The sequence below is a fragment of the Marinobacter nauticus ATCC 49840 genome (genome assembly GCF_000284615.1).
Taxonomy (GTDB): Bacteria; Pseudomonadota; Gammaproteobacteria; order Pseudomonadales; family Oleiphilaceae; genus Marinobacter; species Marinobacter nauticus.
Window position 1 is genome coordinate 1709321 of sequence record NC_017067.1, and the last position, 17445, is coordinate 1726765.

At 50.7% G+C, this 17445-nt stretch carries 14 protein-coding genes; 12 read left to right on the plus strand and 2 right to left on the minus strand.

Annotated elements, in window-relative coordinates:
* Nucleotides 1-14: 14 nt before the first annotated feature.
* Nucleotides 15-1433, minus strand: coding sequence for a hypothetical protein (locus MARHY_RS07905; protein WP_014421304.1), 1419 nt, complete (start codon nucleotides 1431-1433; stop codon nucleotides 15-17).
* A 355-nt stretch (nucleotides 1434-1788) separates the two neighbouring features.
* On the opposite strand from MARHY_RS07905, the gene MARHY_RS07910 reads away from it, so the two are divergent.
* The 12 genes from MARHY_RS07910 to xrt are packed head-to-tail and all read left to right on the plus strand — an operon-like array spanning nucleotide 1789 to nucleotide 16371.
* Nucleotides 1789-2670: a glycosyltransferase gene (locus tag MARHY_RS07910; protein WP_014421306.1), complete on the plus strand. Its 882-nt coding sequence runs from the start codon at nucleotides 1789-1791 to the stop codon at nucleotides 2668-2670.
* An 18-nt stretch (nucleotides 2671-2688) separates the two neighbouring features.
* Nucleotides 2689-3861, plus strand: coding sequence for a glycosyltransferase (locus tag MARHY_RS07915; protein ID WP_041654666.1), 1173 nt, complete (start codon nucleotides 2689-2691; stop codon nucleotides 3859-3861).
* Nucleotides 3858-4871, plus strand: a complete 1014-nt coding sequence (locus MARHY_RS07920; RefSeq protein ID WP_014421308.1) for a polysaccharide deacetylase family protein — start codon at nucleotides 3858-3860, stop codon at nucleotides 4869-4871. Before MARHY_RS07915 ends, MARHY_RS07920 begins: the two co-directional genes overlap by 4 nt.
* Nucleotides 4864-6231, plus strand: a complete 1368-nt coding sequence (locus MARHY_RS07925; protein ID WP_081496558.1) for an O-antigen ligase family protein — start codon at nucleotides 4864-4866, stop codon at nucleotides 6229-6231. The genes MARHY_RS07920 and MARHY_RS07925 overlap by 8 nt, the downstream gene beginning before the upstream one ends.
* Before the next feature lie 23 nt (nucleotides 6232-6254).
* A complete protein-coding gene (locus MARHY_RS07930) occupies nucleotides 6255-7382 on the plus strand; it encodes a glycosyltransferase family 4 protein (RefSeq protein WP_014421311.1) in 1128 nt (375 codons plus the stop codon).
* A complete protein-coding gene (locus MARHY_RS07935) occupies nucleotides 7383-8897 on the plus strand; it encodes an oligosaccharide flippase family protein (RefSeq protein ID WP_014421312.1) in 1515 nt (504 codons plus the stop codon).
* A 3-nt stretch (nucleotides 8898-8900) separates the two neighbouring features.
* Entirely contained in the window at nucleotides 8901-10832 is a 1932-nt protein-coding gene (asnB, locus tag MARHY_RS07940) for an asparagine synthase (glutamine-hydrolyzing) (RefSeq protein ID WP_014421313.1), read from the plus strand.
* A complete protein-coding gene (locus tag MARHY_RS18710) occupies nucleotides 10825-11892 on the plus strand; it encodes a GNAT family N-acetyltransferase (RefSeq protein WP_014421314.1) in 1068 nt (355 codons plus the stop codon). Before asnB ends, MARHY_RS18710 begins: the two co-directional genes overlap by 8 nt.
* Complete coding sequence (locus MARHY_RS07950; protein ID WP_014421315.1) at nucleotides 11871-12752, plus strand: glycosyltransferase; 882 nt, start codon at nucleotides 11871-11873, stop codon at nucleotides 12750-12752. The genes MARHY_RS18710 and MARHY_RS07950 overlap by 22 nt, the downstream gene beginning before the upstream one ends.
* Nucleotides 12753-12787: 35 nt before the next feature.
* Entirely contained in the window at nucleotides 12788-13687 is a 900-nt protein-coding gene (locus tag MARHY_RS07955; protein ID WP_014421316.1) for a glycosyltransferase family 2 protein, read from the plus strand.
* Nucleotides 13684-14805: a GNAT family N-acetyltransferase gene (locus tag MARHY_RS07960; RefSeq protein ID WP_014421317.1), complete on the plus strand. Its 1122-nt coding sequence runs from the start codon at nucleotides 13684-13686 to the stop codon at nucleotides 14803-14805. The genes MARHY_RS07955 and MARHY_RS07960 overlap by 4 nt, the downstream gene beginning before the upstream one ends.
* A gap of 12 nt (nucleotides 14806-14817) precedes the next feature.
* Nucleotides 14818-16371, plus strand: coding sequence for an exosortase (gene xrt, locus MARHY_RS07965; protein ID WP_014421318.1), 1554 nt, complete (start codon nucleotides 14818-14820; stop codon nucleotides 16369-16371).
* On the opposite strand, the gene MARHY_RS07970 is transcribed toward xrt, so the two are convergent.
* Complete coding sequence (locus tag MARHY_RS07970) at nucleotides 16313-17383, minus strand: glycosyltransferase (protein ID WP_014421319.1); 1071 nt, start codon at nucleotides 17381-17383, stop codon at nucleotides 16313-16315. The two genes, xrt and MARHY_RS07970, sit on opposite strands and share 59 nt — an antisense overlap.
* Between the last annotated feature and the right edge of the window lie 62 nt (nucleotides 17384-17445).

Consider the following 17445-nt stretch of genomic DNA (forward strand, 5'->3'; position numbering starts at 1 on the left):
CTTCCGGTCAGTAATCAATTAATACCGAGATTAATTTTACTCGGAGGACTCATGTCCACATCGCAGTTAGCGACACAAAAGCCAGTTTTATTAACAACATTGCTTTCATCAAAGACATAGACGAAGAGGGGGCCATTTGGGGCTAGTGCTCCGTGTCTTATATCAACCAGGATTTTTTGATCAGTCCATTCAGTTATGTATTGAAACTCTTGGTTCCCCCGAACATCAGAAAACAGGCCCTGGTCACTCAAAACTACTCTTTGTGGAGTAGTATCGAAATAAATTTCTCCAAAATTTAAGCCAACGTTCACCGACTCTGCTCCACCTGCCGGTTCCCAACCTATATTGGAAATGGTGGGGCCCGCATCTTGCGGTTTCGAGTCGCCAATGTAGAGGTTTTTAAACCATTTTTGATCTTTGCTATCCATAGAAATATAGCCTGAGCCATATTCCCCAGAGAGATCTATGAAAGCTTCTAGCAATTTCCAGTTGGTTGTTTTCGATATGTTGGGTACGCCGTAACCGCTATCAGATTGTGTTTCGAATCCTCGGCGCAACTCGCTACCACTGCTATTGAACTGGACAGCAATCCACCTATTAGTCGAAAAAACAGAGTTAGTGCCACCCTGGTTGAGGGTTTCGTAGGATCGTAAATATTTTCCGGAGATCGATGACTGGAAGAATTCGTCGCCTTTCAGTAAACCGTAGGCGCCACTATTCAGACCGACAATTTTGGCCCCAACACTATCGGTTGATTGGAGAGTTCCTGCCTCAAGGTGGACCAGGGACTTGGCGGCGTCATAGTGTACAATTCTTCCGCTTATTTCACTTCCGGTAGAGGTTAGGATCCGAACCGGTTCCCCCGGCGAATAGCGGTCTTTCCCGGAGTCAAAAACGCCACCAACATCTGAGATGCGAACAGTTCTGTAACTGTTAATGTCGCCAGCTGGTTTAATCCTCCAAGAAATGTAGGCTTTGTCTGAGTATGGAGTGTTCTCTCCACCAAATGCATGTGGCCAGCCAAGCCACCCTTCGTTGGTAGCTCGGTAGGTATGTGTTACGCCTGTTGTTCTGGTGATATCACTGAAAGTTGCACCCGTGCCCCGCGACCAAATACTCAAGCTGGGATCTTTTGCAACGGGCACGGGCCGACCTAAACCGATTTCTCTCTCTTTGGCAACCTGAACGCCGTTCTCTCTGACGTCCTGACCAAATGCCCAAAGAACAGGAGCAGGTTGATCCTTTTTGCCAAATCCGGTGCCATAGATGGTGATCGTACTGTCAGAGAGGTCTGCTTGGGTGATTTGCGGTGCAGCAACAGCGCCATTTCCGTATGTAATCGTTGCAGCCAGGACAAAAGGCATTGCTATTGAGATGGTGTTTGTGTGCTTCATAATGCCACCCGTAGGCTTAAGCGTTTTAACAGTGTTCATTTGGCACGTGGCTCTTTAATAATGTTAGCTGATTCTCTGAAAAATACATGGCGTCTGTTCACGGTTTTCCTTGTCCGATGCTATGGGGTTGGATAAGCGAGAAGCTGATGGTCTGTCGATAAATGAGCCTCTCTAACAGGTGGTTATTCTCTGTAATTTTGTGTAAATTGATGTTTCGAAAAGGTATCGGCGGTTGGGCCTTCAGGGCTAGCCAATAAATCATGCTCACCACGGATAAGCCAGTTAGATAGTGGAGAAAGCACCTATAAACACGATATTCATTCCAAAAGATCATTACGATCGGAATGTTGCTTTTAGGTGGTTTGCAGTCGTTTAACTGTTAGCAGGTGAATTTTTGAACCCTTTAGTAACCGTAATCACTCCAGCTTTTAATCGTGCTGAGTATATCACCGAAGCAGTAGAGTCTGTCCTCAGTCAGTCCTATCCCCATGTCCAGTTAGTCGTGGTTGATGATGGGTCAAGCGATGGTACGTTCGAAATTCTGCAAAAATTTGAGGCCGAACAAAAGCTTGAATTGCTGTCACATGCCAATCGTCAGAATAAAGGGCAATCATCTGCCTTGAATCTCGGATTGAGGGCTGCGAAAGGTGAATACATCGTCATTCTGGATAGTGACGACTATCTTCACAAAGACAAGATCCGTGATCAGGTAGCATATCTCGAGGCGCACCCGGAGTTTGGGATGGTGTACGGTCAAGCAATGGCTGTGTCGGAGAATGGGCAACATCTTTTTCCGCTGCCACCCGATGATCACCAGGAAACGGGCGACCCTAATGACCTTCTTTTGGATTGCTATATGGCATTGCCCGGTGGTGCGATGGTGAGGTCGAAGGTTTTTCAGCAGGCCGGTTTTTTTGAGGAGAGATTCAGGGCAGGTCAAGACCACGATATGGTTTTGCGTATCGCCGAGATAGCACCGTATAAGTTTTTGAAGGGGATCGTCTTCTTCTATCGAAAGCATGAAGAATCAATCAGCAAAACTGGTCTGGAGAGACGTTGGAAAGCGGGGTTTGAGATTTTGAACCGCGCTAAGGCCCGCTATCCGTATAGAAGATCTGTCCTCAGGAAGCGATTGGCGCTTTTGCACTTTCGGATGGCGCAAGTTCGTTGGAAGCAAGGTCGTTTTCTTCTTGCTATCGCGCATCTCTTGAGAGCTGGCATTGGGGATCCCAAAAGATCCCTCGACGTAATTCGGGGTCGTGAAGCGATCACCTAAGCCCGGGAAGTTGTTTTGATGGAAAACGGAATTCCAAAGAAGATCCTCTATGTGATTGATTGCTTTGAGAGCCCTTATGCCGGTACCGAAGGGCAGCTTATGCAGCTGATAAAGAACCTGCCGCCAGACCGTTTTGAACCAGAAGTTCTGGTTTTGCGGAACTCGAAGTTTGTGAGCGAGGGTGGGTTGCCGTGTTCATTTACTGTTCTCGGCCGGTCAAAAGTATTGAGTCCGGTTACATGGGTTTCGTTATTCCGATATGCGTTACGAAAAAGAGCGGAAGGCTATCGCCTATGCCACGTTTTCTTTAACGATTCTTCAATTCTATTGCCGCCGATTATGGCGTTTGTGGGTATTCCGACTCTGATCTCACGTCGTGACATGGGCTTTTGGTACACACCGGGATACCTGAGACTGCTCCGAAAGACTCGGCATTTTGTGAGCCATGTGATCGCCAATAGCGAAGCAGTGAAAGGCATTACTATTGAGAAAGAGCATTTTAGCCAAGACGAAGTTTCTGTTATCTACAATGGCTATCCCGCTGGCAAATCCCCAAGTTACCCCTTGTCAGAGGCGGAAAAGAAGCCTCGTAGAGAACAGTTAGGGCTCCCTGCCGAAGGACGTTTCGCGATACTGGTTGCCAACCTGCGCGAAATAAAAAGGATAGGGGATGCGATCATAGCGCTAAGCGCTCTATCAGATTCTGTGTCCAATGCTCATTTGGTACTTGTCGGTGCCGGAGAGCAGTCTACATATAGGGAGCTAGCTCAACGGATGGGCGTGAGTGAGTGCGTCCACTTTCTTGGAGCTCGCTCCGATGTCAAAGAAATTTTGCCTGCGATGGATGTTGGTTTGTCTTGCTCGGAGTCCGAAGGCTATTCCAATGCCATCGTAGAATACATGCAGGCACGATTGCCGGTTGTTGCATCAAATGTCGGTGGCAATGCCGAGGCGGTTGTTCATGGCAAAACTGGGTATGTCTATCCTTCTGGAGACGTGGACAGCCTCGTTTCGTATCTTGGCAAATTATTCTCTGACGAAGGGGGTATTTCTGCAGAAATGGGGCAGGCCGGTTTTCATTTGGCCTGCAAAAGGCATGCTCTAAACACCATGATCGAAGCTCATGTTCGTTTGTATGACTCGTATATCGGGTGCTATGACGGGGCGTTTTCATCCCGGGAGGCGAAGTGAATATATCTCCTCTTGTCCGTTTTGCCGGCAGCTTCGGAGGTTATCAGCTTTCCAGGCTGATAACAGCCAAGCACCCCAGGATACTGATGTATCACCGGTTCTCGCGGAATGTGGAACCCGGACATTTGGACGCGGCAATGTTTGAATGGCAAGTCCAACACATAGCAAAGAACTACATCCCGGTAACCGTCTCTGAGTTGGCTGAGGACTTGTACGTCAAGCAGCGTAGGCCAAGGAACCGAATTGCTATCACAATTGACGACGGTTACGAAGACTTCTACGAAATCGCTTGGCCAATTCTAAAGAAGTATTCGGTGCCTGCCACCTTTTATGTCACCACGGGTTTCGTTTCGGGTGACATCTGGTTGTGGCCCGATCAACTCAGATTTCTTTTGGAGCATTCACCAGATTCCGTTGGTCGGCACGACTTCAATATTGCACGAATTGAAACGCCCATTCCGAACGAAAAGTTTGAATCCGAGTACTGGAGACTCAATCAGTTAATGCTTCAGGCCGATAACGCAGACAAAATACTTTGTTTGAATGAGATGGCTGCAGCGTGGGATATTGATCTCCCTGACATTCCACCTAAGGAGTATCGTGCCGTATCCTGGGAGCAGTTACAGGAAATGCAGAGCGAAGGTTTGGAAGTTGGCGGTCACACGGTTTCGCATCCTTCTTTGGCAAGGGTATCTATGGAAGAGGCGAAGAGCGAGATCTTTGGTTGCGCCGAGATTCTGAGGCAGAAGCTGGGAGAATCGCCCCGATCTTTTTGTTACCCGAATGGTACCGTTGATGATTTCGTTGGGGGTCAGGTTAGTTTTATAAAAGACGCTGGCTTTTCCTGTGCAGCGGTAGCATTTGCTGATTGCCAAGGCCATGCTCAGCGTTATGCCATGCGAAGACATACGGGCTCTCAAGATCGGTTTCAATTCTTGAAATCGATATCCGGTGTTGAGCTTTTAGGTATGCGGCTTCGGCATCACTTGGTAGAGACCTGTTATGATTAGTGGAACCGGCGCTTCAGCTTTAGGAGTTAGTAACCATAAAATTGCAGGCAGATCTCGGTCAATAAATACTATTACTTTTGTTATATTTTTATATTTTTTGATTGACTTTTTTTTACATCTTTCTGCTCGCATACCCGGCTATGGCGTAATTCGGCCTACTTTACTTCTTGTTTTAATTATCTCTTTGTCGATTTTTCTTCAGCGGGAAAAGGTTTCTGGGTGGAGCAAAGACCCGATATCATCATCGGTTTTGGTGTTAATTTTTTATATATTTATTTCATTGCCTTTGGTGGAGTGGCCCGGAAGCGTTATCAGAAACAATCTTTCTGAATTCGTGAAAGCTGTCGTCTTTTTTTTCTTCGCCGCTTTACTAATTGACAGCGAGCGTAGGCTTAAGTTGTTTCTTGTGGTTTTTTTGGGCTGTCAAGTGATTCGAGTTTTTGAGCCGCTATTTCTAAATATTACGGAAGGATATTGGGGAAGTAGAACGCATCTCGGACATGGCGAGTTTTCGCAGAGACTCGCCGGTGCGCCTTCAGATGTTATTAATCCAAACGAACTCGGTTTTGTTATTGTTACTTTGATTCCTTTTCTTCACTATTTGTTGTGGTCTAATGGCTTCAAGTATAAATTGATTTACCTGGTGATAATGCCACCGATCCTTTATGCGCTTATTTTAACGCAGTCCAGAGGGGCTTTTCTTGCACTTTTGGTCATTGCTTTCTTTATTTTTAAAGAATCAAATCAGAAGTTTAGGCTGATTTTGGTCGCGGTTGTTGTTTCAATTCTCGGGTGGAGCAGTATGAGTAGCGATCAAAAGGATCGGTATCTCTCTCTAATTGGAAAGTCTGAGACATCTAATGCTGCAACTGTTGATGGCCGATTGGACGGGATTATTCGTGAGTTCTCGCTGGGACTGGAGCGCCCGATTGTAGGGCATGGCCTGGGAACGACGCCAGAGGCGAAGACGCACATTCTGGGTCGTCGGCAAGCATCTCATAACCTATATGCCGAATTATTAATTGAGCTTGGTATAGTAGGTACTGTCATATTCTTGCTATTTCTTACAAGAGTTTACAAGAAGTTGTCTTTTAATAGGTTAAATATTGAATCGCTAAGTAGTGATGAGTTTCAGTTTTATCGAATGTTAAATAAGTCTATGATTGCTGTTTTTTGGATGTATGTAGTTTATAGCCTAAATTATTGGGGTTTGTCTCAGTATTACTGGTATTTGTTCGGAGGGCTCGCTTTGGCTTTCCATAATATTATAAGCAAAAATATCGTTAATGAGGGACCTGTGGCGTCTGTTGAGCCAAAGTATCCACTGGCGCAAAGATTTTCTCGACAAGTTGGCAAGTAGTATTGTCAGATCTGGATTGATAGATGAAAGTATTAATGACTGCAATGCAGCCAAGTGGCGGCATAAAAACTTTTTTTAGGTACATTTACCAGCAGCCTGCGTTCAAGGAAGATAGCTTCGTGCTTATCGCTCCGGATCCCGATGGTTCACTTCAGCGTTTTCTTGACACGACTGTAGCATCCGGAAAGATTTCTGTGATTCACACCGGCTGTGCACCGTTTGAGTTTATAAGATCTGTCAGAAATGAACTGAAATCTGACAATTATGATTTAATACATTCGCACGGATTTGGTGCCGGTTTACTCACCGAGATAGCCTCGACGTTCGTCATTGGTCCCAAGCATTTAATGACAGCCCACGATGTGTTTTTGCCTTCCCAGTTCGAGAATGCAAAATCCCGGATAAAAAAACGTATCATGGGCTTCGTCTTCGGTAGGATAGATGCGATCCACACCGTGACCGAGGATGCTACCCGCAATTTTCAAGAGTTTTTTCCAGGTGTTTCTCAGTCAGCTTTCTATCCTATCCTTCATGGAGTTGATACTCATTACTTTCAGAATGGTATCGCGTGGAATTTAAGAACGGAGCTTTCGATTCCAGCGTCTGTTCCTCTGATCGGTTTCTTCGGCCGATTTATGGGCCAGAAAGGGTTTCGTACGCTTGTTGATGCAATTGCTCTAATGAAGGAGCGTAACGAGGAGAATCTCCAGCTTCCGGTAGTAGTAACTTTCGGATGGGGCGGGTTTATTAGGGAAGATTATGCCTATCTGGAGAGTATAGGGCTTGGTGATCGTTTTATCCAAATGCCAGGGACAGATGACATGCCGGCTATGATCAAGGCTATGGATATGGTTGTCATGCCATCCCGTTGGGAGGCATGTGGTCTTCTGGGTATGGAAGTCCTGGCGGCGGGTGTTCCTCTTATTTCGACAGACTGTATCGGGCTTCGAGAGGTCGTTGCGGGATCACCTGCTCGTATCTTTTCTCCCGGGGATGTCGGGGGACTCGCTGAGCTGATCACAGAGGAAATACACAAACCGACGAAAGAGGCGTTCATTCGCTACCAGCCTGAGGCAGTTGATCGTTTTGCAATTACACGGCCAGCAGATTCACTCCGAACTCTCTATTGCAGACTGTCGGGTGGCCACTGAATGATTCGTACCCTATTCGTCAACACCGGCTCAAATGTCCTGGTGATGCTCGTTAAACTGGTCATCACCTTCATTATGACCCCCGTTTTCGTTCACAACCTTGGGAAGTACGACTACGGTCTGTGGGAGATGATTGGCGCTGTAATCGGCTACATGGGGATATTGGACCTGGGCCTGCGGCCGGCCATCAGTCGGTATGCCGCGAAACACCACGCCGAGCAGGATTCACAGGCACTTGAGTCTGTGTACATGTCCGCCTTTGCGTTCATGATGATGGTCGGGCTGCTCCTCTTCGCCTTTTTCTTATGCTGGGGAATCTGGTTTTCCGGTGCGATCGCCCCGGAGGGTGAGCCATATCAGAAATACACGCTGTTTCTGATCATCATCGGCGCCCACCTGTTAATCTCGTTTCCAGGATATGTTGCAGAGAGCTACCTGGAAGGTTTCCAGAAGTACTACCTGAAAAACAACATTACGATTATCAACTCAATCGTGGGCTCTACGCTTCTTTACCTGTTGATCACTCCTGAAAACGGTCTGGTGCTCTTGGCTGGCATCAACGCCATTGGTATTTCCATAAAGTACATCCTCTTCATGTGGTTGCTGTCCCGCCCTGCCTTTGGTGCGATCAGGGCCCGTTGGCGATCCTACTCCTGGGCGCGTTTGAAAGAGCTGATTGTTTTCGGTTTTAAATCATTCGTTCAAGGTATTGCCACACGTGTTGAAAATGCTACGGACGTTTTGGTGATTGGTTTGATTATGGGGCCTGCTATGGTTCCGTTCTACAGTATTCCCGCGAACCTGACTCAGCACATCCGAAACCTCGGGTGGACACTAACTCATGCCTTTATGCCACTGTTCAGCGGCTTGAGTGCGAGGGCTGAGAACGACACCATCCGGCGGGTTTTTCTGATTTCGTCTCGTTACGTTGTCAGCATTCTTTTGGCCATGGGCACGGGGGCTCTGTTGTTGGGAGTGCCTTTTATCTCAGTATGGCTGGGGCCAGAGTTTGGTGAGAAGGCGGAATGGCTTATCGTGTTTCTGGTGTTCTTTACGGTGCTGCCTTTTATCAATCCGTTCGCCAGCCGTTATCTGACGGCGATTGACAAACACGGGATTTTTGCACGCCTCACTCCTTTGGCCGCCGCACTGAATATTGGCCTGAGCCTTGTTCTTGTTCACCCGTTTGGCCTTGAGGGCGTAGCTTTTGCTTCCGTCGTTCCCGGGTTGATCTTTGTCCCTTTATATCTCCGATATACCTGCCGCCATCTCGAACTTCCCGTCAGAGAGTATTTGCGCTCGTCTGTGCTGCCTGGGTTCGTGCCGGCTGGGTTAATGGCAGTTATTATTCTGGGTGTTGGTCAATATCTGATGTACGACAGTTACCGCCATATTCTGTTGGGTGCGGTTCTGGGGAGTATTGGCTGGCTGGCAGCCTTCTGGCTGCTGGTGTTGAACCGAGAAGAACGAGATTACGTGGGCGCTCGACTGGCTCGCATCGCAGGAAGGAAATAGTCCATGTGCGGCTTTGCAGGATTCGTAAACAGGGATGTGGGTAGAACCCCGGAGGCCACCCTGGAGTGTATGGGGGCTGCCATAGCTCACCGGGGGCCGGACGATTCAGGTATCTGGCTCAAGGCAGACCTTGGCTTGGGTCTGGTGCATCGCAGGTTGGCCATTCAGGATCTGTCACCGGCGGGTGCGCAGCCGATGGCGTCAGCGAGCGGGCGCTTTGTTATTGCCTTCAATGGGGAAATCTATAACTTTCGGCAGCTGCGAGCAGAGCTTGAAAAGGAGGGATGCACCTTTCGGGGCCACTCAGACACGGAAGTGATGCTCCACGCAATTGAGCGTTGGGGGTTGGAAGAGAGCCTACCGAAGTTTTCGGGAATGTTTGCTTTTGCCCTGGTGGATCTGAAAAGCCGGGATCTGATTCTGGCCCGAGACCGAATGGGTGAAAAGCCACTGTATTATGGATGGCAAGGCAACACTCTGTTGTTTGGTTCGGAGCTCAAGGCGCTTCGGGCACATCCTGCATGGCAAGGCGGTGTAGAGCCTGGGGCGCTGGCGCTGTTGCTCCGGCACAACGTGATACCAGCACCGATCAGTATTCACAAAGGGATTTTAAAACTACCGCCTGCCTCACTGGTTCGTTTTCCTCTTGATGGATCCTCACCGGGTATGTTACCGGAACCGCAACGCTACTGGTGCCTTGAGGATTGCTTTACAGAGAGCCGGGCGCCGGAAAGCTTTGAGGCTGCCAGTGACCAGTTGGAGGCTTTACTCGGGAACGTGATCGAAGACCAGATGGTATCGGACGTTCCTTTAGGTGCTTTTCTCTCCGGCGGTATCGACTCTTCCACCGTGGTTGCACTTATGCAAGCCCGTGCAAGCCAGAACGTGAGAACGTTCAGTATTGGCTTTGATGAGCCGGGCTTTAATGAGGCAGAGCATGCTGCAGAGGTTGCCCGTCATCTGGGAACCGAACACACGGAGTTGTACGTAACTCCCGACGATGCGCTTAACCTCGTGCCGCGTTTGCCAGATCTATACGACGAGCCTTTCGCGGATTCCTCGCAGTTGCCTACTTTTCTTGTCAGCCAGATGACACGGAAGCATGTCACGGTTGCATTGTCAGGTGATGGCGGAGATGAGTTGTTCTGTGGCTACACTCGGTATCCCTCGGTTTATAACCGTTGGCGGAGCCGAAGCAAGCCGGCTGGTGTCGCCCGGCGCTGGTTATCCCGCTTACCAGAGGGTGCGACGGCTCAGGCGATCCGGGCTCTGGTGCCTTCCCAGCGAGGTCGGTCGACGTTGGCGATTCGTCATCGCCTCAAAGCCGAACGTGCGCTGGCCTCGGCCGCGGATCTGTCAGATTTCTATCGGCAGTCTGTCTCTTTCTGGAATGAGCCCGAGTGTTTTCGTAGGGACGTTCAGGAACCCACATATGGTCTGACCCAGGCAATCCCGCACGCTGTTCCCCCCGACGGATTGAAAGCGTTGATGTGGCGCGATCTGAATTGGTATCTGCCCGATGACATTCTGGTGAAGGTCGACCGGGCAGCGATGGCCTGTAGCCTGGAAACCAGAATACCGATGTTAGACCCGAAGGTGGTTTCCTTCGCGCTGTCGTTGCCGTTGAGCTATAACCTTAATGGCGGCGTGGGCAAGCAGGTACTGCGTAGCGTTTTGTACCGCCACGTGCCAAAGTCCTTGGTGGACAGGCCCAAGCAGGGGTTTGCGGTGCCCGTGGGGCAATGGTTACGGGGCCCACTGCGCCCCTGGGCGGAGGCGCTGCTGCAACCGTCTGTCTTTGACAAGCAGGACTATCTCGACCGCTCAGTTGTGAATGCCTATTGGCATGAGCACCTAAAAGGGCGCGAGGACTACTCTGCAGAGCTATGGGGCATTCTTATGTTTCTGGCATGGCTGGAGCGCACGGGTGGCTGAAATCAAACCCTATGATGATCAACGCCATCGGGAGCAGGTGCTGAACCTGTTTGCTGATGTGGCGTTCAAACGTGATATCTGGAGTTATCAGTTCCAGGAGAATCCTGGTGCGCGCGATCGTGGCTTTGCTCCGGTGGTAGCGGAAGAGAATGGTTCGGTTGTCGGCTTCAACGGGGTGGTGCCGGTAAGTATTCTATGGAATGGCCGGCCAACACAGGCCATGTGGAGCTGCGACTTCAAGGTGTCTGAGCGCCAGCGCGGAAAGGGCGTAGGCCGGCTGATCAAAGTAGAGTTGGCACAACGCTCTCCCATTCTTATGTCGTTTGGCATCAGCCCGGTCGCCGCCATCGTATTGCAGCGGATGGGTTGGCGTGCCAGCGACCAGGTGCATTTTCTTCGTAAAATCCGTCAGCCTCGTAGCGCTCGTGACTGGGCTTTGATGCTTCTGCAATTTTGCACTCGACTGGTTAACCGCCCAGTGCAGAGCGGACACATGCGTGCGTCTCTCCTGCAGCAATTGCCACCCAGAGAACAGATTGATGAGTTGTGGGAGGCAGTTGCGCAAGGCTACGACAAGGTTGTTGTGAGAGACTGGGCTTACCTTGACTGGCGCTATCAGCGGCATCCGTTTGCACAGTATTCATTTCTGGAAGTACGGGACGAGAATGATTCCCTCAAAGCTCTGGGGGTTGTCCGTGCGGATGACCGACAGGTTCGGCTGGTCGATTACATCGGGCCAGCAGCTTCAGCAGCGCTGAAGTCGGCGGTTGTAGAGGCAATGCTGCGGCAATGGCCGAATGCAGCCTCTTATTCTGCCATGACGTCCGATTTGGAGCTGAAGCAGGTCATGAAAGCGCACGGGTTCTATCAAGGCCGTGAGCAACCCCGATTTTTTGTGTGGGAATCACCAAAGCGAGTTTCGTCAAGCGGAGATTGCACCAGCGGCTGGTTCATTATGGGGGGGGATTCTGATGGCGAACTGCTGCAGTCTGCCCGGGAAGCGTGGAATGAAGAACGTATTAACAAGGACGATGACGGATGTCGGCTAAAGACCCTTTGATCACTATTATCACTCCTACCTATAACCGTGCGGAGTTTATTCTCCAGGCGGTTGAGAGTGTGATGGGGCAGACGTACGGAAACTTTGAATTTCTGATCGTCGATGACGGTTCAACGGATAACACGGTGGAACTGCTTGAACCCTACCTGCAGGATGAACGCGTCCGTCTGTTCCAGCAGGAAAACCAGGGGCAGAGTGTGGCCCGAAATGTGGCTCTGGCGGAGGCGTCCGGCGACTTCATATGCTTCCTGGATTCGGATAACTATTGGCCGCTTGATAAGCTGGAGAAACAAGTCAGGGTTTTTGAACAGCATCCGGAAGTGGATGTGCTATATGGCGATAATGTGATTATCAACGAACAGGGTGCTGAGATCAGCCGCAAGAATATGTCGCGTTATTCGGGACGCATTGCCGCGAGGATGATTCGGGACAACTGTGTTGCCATGAACACCACAATGGCAAGGCGCCGCTGCTTTGATGAGATGGGCGGCATGAGCGGAAAACGACGTGTGGCTGACGACTATGATTTGTGGCTACGGTTTTCCGCCCGGTATCAGTTTCGCTATGAGCCGGAATACTGGGCCTGGTATCGAGTGATGGAAGATCAGATTTCGTCGGATAAAACACAGCGGTTCCGGGTCAATGAAGCCATCATTCGCGACTTTCGCCGAGAGTATCCTGAGGCCCTCAGTGCGAGTGAATTCGATAAGGGATTTGCCCATTTCTACATCAGGAAGGGGCGTTACCTGGGCGCCGTGGGTAAAAAGCTTGCGGGCATCAAAGAAATCATGAAAGCGCTGAAGTATGCGCCGGCAGAAACTAACGTCTGGCGAGCGCTGCTTGCGGTAGCGCTGAAATAAAAACAACGATGAATAAGACAGGGAAGTAAGCAGTCATGTCTTCTAATCCTCTGGTGTCGGTCATTACGCCAACATTTAATCGGGCTGACTACCTGCCGTTTGCGGTTGAGAGTGTTCTGTCTCAATCGGTTCCTGATTTCGAATTGATCGTTATTGACGATGGTTCCACGGACGGCACCGCCGAGCTGATGGAGCGGTATCTGGCGGACTCGCGCATTCGATATCTTAAGCAGGAGAACCAGGGGCAGAGTGTGGCCCGGAATCGCGGAATTGCCGAGGCGCGTGGCCAGTTCATCTGCTTTCTCGACTCTGATAATGCCTGGGTGAGTACAAAGCTGGAAACCAGTCTGAAGGCCTTTGAGGAACATCCCGAGGCGGATATCGTCTATGGTGATTTCATAACCATAGACGGGGAAGGGCACGAACATGGTGTGAATCGTATGGCTCGCTATTCCGGCCGTATCACGCCACAGTTGCTCCGGGATAATTTCGTGAGCATGAACACAACTATGACCCGCAAGCGCTGCTTTGACGAAATGGGGGGCTTTGACAGCGCTGATCGGTTGGCGGAGGACTACGGGCTCTGGTTGCGTTTTTCTACCCGCTATCAGTTTCTATATGTTCCAGCGGTGCTTGGGTATTACCGGGTTATGGAAAACCAGATTTCCTCTGACAAAGAGAGCCGGTTTCGAGCGAACGAGCAGTTGGTCCAGAGCTTTCTGAAAGCCTATCCTTCAGCGGTTACCCGGGGTGAGGCCCGCCGGGGGTTAAGTTATTTTTTTATTCGGAAAGGGCGATATGAGTACTCGTCTGGTCAGCGTCGCCAGGCCTTTCGTTCTTTGCTTCGGTCATTGTCGAAGGACCCGTTCTGGATGGGCCCCTGGCGGTTCGCTGTAAAAATGCTGCTAACTTCCAGCCGAGGGAGGCGAATGTGACTTATACCGTTCGTCGCTTGTCTGAGAAAGAGTTTTTCGGGCTGCAGGAAAGCTGGGACCATCTGCTGGAGCAGAGTAATGCCGACCCGCTGTTCATGAGCTGGGCCTGGCAGGCGTCCTGGTGGGAAACCTGGGGCGATAGACTGAACCTTGATCTGTTGCTGCTGGGCGTATACGCCCCGGGCGATACGCTGGTTGGCCTGGCTCCGCTCTACCTGAGTGCCGTCAGCACGCCGCTGGGATGGAAAGTTCGAAGGCTGCATGTGGTAGGCAATGCCTGGAAGCTGGGGCCTACGGTGCGCACGGAATATGTGGGCGTCATTGTGGATCGGCGTGAGCAACTGGCCATCCTGCAGGCGCTCGGGAGTTATCTCGCTGAGGTCCGGTGGGATGAGATGATTATTGCGGATGCCTCCGCGAGATCAATGAGTATGATCGAATCTGGCCTGAGCCAAACGCTGGCTCTCTCCCGGGTAGTTCGGAGCGAGTCGGAAGGTGTGGTGATTCCAACTCAGGGGCAGTTTACGGACTGGTTATCAAGGCTTGGAAAGAATACCCGTCTGAAAGCCTATAATCGGCGAGAGTTGTTTGAAGGTACTTTGAACGGTTCCTTCGAGGAATGGCAGACCCCGGAGACGTTTCTGGCATTACTCAATCGTTTTCATTGCGAGCGTTGGGGAAAGCCCTGCTTTGACGATAATGCTGTTCGCTTCCATGAGGCACTTCTGAACCGGCTCTCCGGAAGCCAATCCGCGAGAATGTCGGTACTGAGAGCCGATAATCAGATTGTGTCTGTACTTTATGATGTCCGCGCCGGGAATCGGGTATACAACCTGCAGGCGGGGTTCATGCAGGATTTCCACAACAAATTGTCCTTGGGCACGCTCCATTTGGGATATGCCATTGAGCGATCCTTTCAGGATTCGAGCATTGTCAGTTACGACTTGCTGGCCGGGTCCGGGAAAAATACGTTCTACAAACAGCACTTCAGAGGGGAGCAGGTGTTGTTTACCACCGTTGAGTATGTTCGTTCTCCCATTCTTAAAATGGCTTATGGGGCAAGGGGGTGTATGCCGCCCCGTTTAGTGTCCTCAATTAATCGTTTCTTTCGTCTCTGAGCGGGTGTTGTCATGAATATGGAAAGGATGCCGTCTATCAGCCTGATGAGTCGCCTGTGGCCGTTCCTGCTTGTCTTATGTGTGCTGGCATTCGTTACTTTTCCTACTCTGGAAGGAATCGTGACGCGATGGGTAAAGTGGGACGAATCATACTCCCATGGTCTTTTGTTAGCCGGCGTGTCGCTGTATCTGATCTGGCGAAAGGCGAAGGCCAATCCGGTGGCCCCGGGCTTCGCCCCGGTTTGGGTTCTTCCCTTGATAGCGTGTCTGCTTGCCTATTGGGTAGGCGGGTTGATTCGTCTTCAGGCGCTTCAGCAATTGGCGTTGGTGCCTCTTTTGTTTGCTGCCTGCGCGACGTCAATGGGGTGGCGCCAGGCGCGCTGGTTCATTGTGCCGCTGGGTTTGCTGTTTCTGACCATTCCTGTGTGGGATTTCCTGGCCTGGACGCTACAGGTAATTACCGTTTCCGTTAATAAGTTCCTGTTGGGTTTTTTCGATATTGATTTTGAGGTGGAGGGCGTTTTCGTTTACCTCATCGGTGTCGGAACCTTTGAAGTTGCTCATGGATGCTCTGGACTCCGGTATCTGCTGGTGGGGCAGGCGCTGGTTCTGATTTATGGCGAGTTATACCTGTCGAGGTTACGATCCCGCATCACGTTATTCTGTTTGGGGGTGGCATTCGCTCTACTTGCCAACTGGATCCGGGTGTTCGTCATCATCTACATGGGGTATGAAACGAACATGCAGTCCGGCCTGATCGAGGATCATGAAAACTTTGGCTGGTGGGTGTTTGCGGGCACGCTTGTTCCCCTTTATTTTCTGGCTCGTCAGCTTGAGAAACGGGACGACCAGGTTGTTGCCAGCCAGGATAATGACGAGAAGCAAGATCACGCTAAACCCGCAGGTAAAGCTACCGTTGCTGTAACGGTTGTCGCGCTGTTGGGGCTGGTTACCTGGGTTGCTTTGCCGGACAAGCGAGGCAACATTGCTTCTGAACCCGAGGGGTACGCCATTGATTTAAGTGAAAGGTATTCCCCGGTCTTCGGATCTGCACTGGAGGGGTGGCGCCCCAACGTTCTCAATCCAGACAGAGTGTATGCGCAGACCCTGTTTGACCGTTTGCAGGCCCGCGCAGGGCAAGGTTTGGGCACAACCTACTATCTCGGCGCGTTTACCTATGACTATCAGAGGCATCGTGCGGAACTCATCCAGTACAGTAACCGCCTTTATGACCGTGAATTCTGGATTCCGGAAGGCTTCTTTGATGTTGAAAACAGCCTGAATATCCCGGTGCAGGGAGTCACCCTGAAACATCGTGTTTCCGGACAACGTGTGCATCTGGGATATAGCTACTTTGTTCAGGGGCAGTGGGAAACCGATCAGTGGCGCGCGAAGCTTGCTCAGGTGGGCGGGTTCTTCAGTGGCCGTGATGATGCCTCTTTACTCATCTCCGCAGTGGCGTGTGATGGCTGTGAGGTGACTGCAACGCTCGCTGAGTTTATCGAGTCTACTTTTCCGGTGATTCTTGAGCAGATTGATCAAGAGGTGGTGCGATCAGATCGTTGAGTTGGCTCTCTAATCGGGACAGAAACTGTTCGTGATTGGTTGAATACCATTCGATTGCCAGCCTGGACATGTGGGCCAGCGTGGCCGGTGGCTGGTCTATCGCAGCTTGAATGCTCCGCTCCAGAGCGTGTTCTGAGACAAGGTAACGGGTGCCCAGGCGAAACGTCAGGTTTCTTTCCACGTGTGCCAGAAAGCCTCTGTCCTTCCCAACCAGCTCGTTCATGGGCGGTGCATCAGTTGTTATTGTAATACAGCCGTAAGCCATGGCCTCTGCCAGTACCTGGCCATAACCCTCCACTTCTGAAGGTAGTACCGCGAAACCGGCCTGGGCCCAGAGTGTGTTCAGTTCATTGTTCGTGAGGTTCTTCTCTACCCTGATATTGGCGGCGGGGGTGGTGTCCAGATGCTGGGAGACAACGACCAGTTCTGGCCATTCTGGATGCCTCTGCCAACATGCCATAACACGTTGCGTGCCCTTGAACCGACTGTTGCCAGCTACATGCAAAGCCAAACCGTAGTTTTTCCTTTCTGAATCGTTTTGAGCGCTAACTTCACCGCCGGTAAAACCCAGGTAGTGGGTGTCTGCATGTAAGGCGGAAAAAATCGATACCGCGTGGTGTGTTTTGCAGAGTATACGGTTGGTAAAGCTGAGGTAGGGACCTCTCGATTCAATGAACCATTCCTGGTTAGGGATGAGCCAGTGGTGTCGGCCAGCAGCCAATTGAGATATCCAGACATTCTCGAGGTGAATGACGAGATCCGCCTGTTGAACCGGACGTAGCAGCCTGAGTAAGCCGATCTGACTGCGATAGAAGAGTTTGCTGAGAAATCCGGGGCAAAATCGTTTTAATGCCTTGAATCGATAAGCTGAAAGGCGGGAACGCCATACGGGAGTAGGGGGCAGTTGAACCTGCCTGGTCTGGTGCCCAAGCCGCTGCAGGGCTGCTTCCAGTATCCTGGCATCTTTTTGCAGCCCTCTGCCGCTATTGGCATAAATAATCAGTACATCCATGAACCTGACCTGAAATGAAAAAGCCCTGCAAGTGCAGGGCTTTTAAAGCGTAGCATAGAACT

What these genes read in the sequence shown, in the direction of transcription:
- MARHY_RS07970 (WP_014421319.1), bottom strand. Translation starts at nt 17,383, where the DNA reads ATGGATGTACTGATTATTTATGCCAATAGCGGCAGAGGGCTGCAAAAA.
- asnB (WP_014421313.1), top strand. Translation starts at nt 8,901, where the DNA reads ATGTGCGGCTTTGCAGGATTCGTAAACAGGGATGTGGGTAGAACCCCG.
- MARHY_RS07925 (WP_081496558.1), top strand. Translation starts at nt 4,864, where the DNA reads ATGATTAGTGGAACCGGCGCTTCAGCTTTAGGAGTTAGTAACCATAAA.
- MARHY_RS07950 (WP_014421315.1), top strand. Translation starts at nt 11,871, where the DNA reads ATGTCGGCTAAAGACCCTTTGATCACTATTATCACTCCTACCTATAAC.
- MARHY_RS07905 (WP_014421304.1), bottom strand. Translation starts at nt 1,433, where the DNA reads ATGAACACTGTTAAAACGCTTAAGCCTACGGGTGGCATTATGAAGCAC.
- MARHY_RS07915 (WP_041654666.1), top strand. Translation starts at nt 2,689, where the DNA reads ATGGAAAACGGAATTCCAAAGAAGATCCTCTATGTGATTGATTGCTTT.
- MARHY_RS07935 (WP_014421312.1), top strand. Translation starts at nt 7,383, where the DNA reads ATGATTCGTACCCTATTCGTCAACACCGGCTCAAATGTCCTGGTGATG.
- xrt (WP_014421318.1), top strand. Translation starts at nt 14,818, where the DNA reads ATGAATATGGAAAGGATGCCGTCTATCAGCCTGATGAGTCGCCTGTGG.
- MARHY_RS07955 (WP_014421316.1), top strand. Translation starts at nt 12,788, where the DNA reads ATGTCTTCTAATCCTCTGGTGTCGGTCATTACGCCAACATTTAATCGG.
- MARHY_RS07930 (WP_014421311.1), top strand. Translation starts at nt 6,255, where the DNA reads ATGAAAGTATTAATGACTGCAATGCAGCCAAGTGGCGGCATAAAAACT.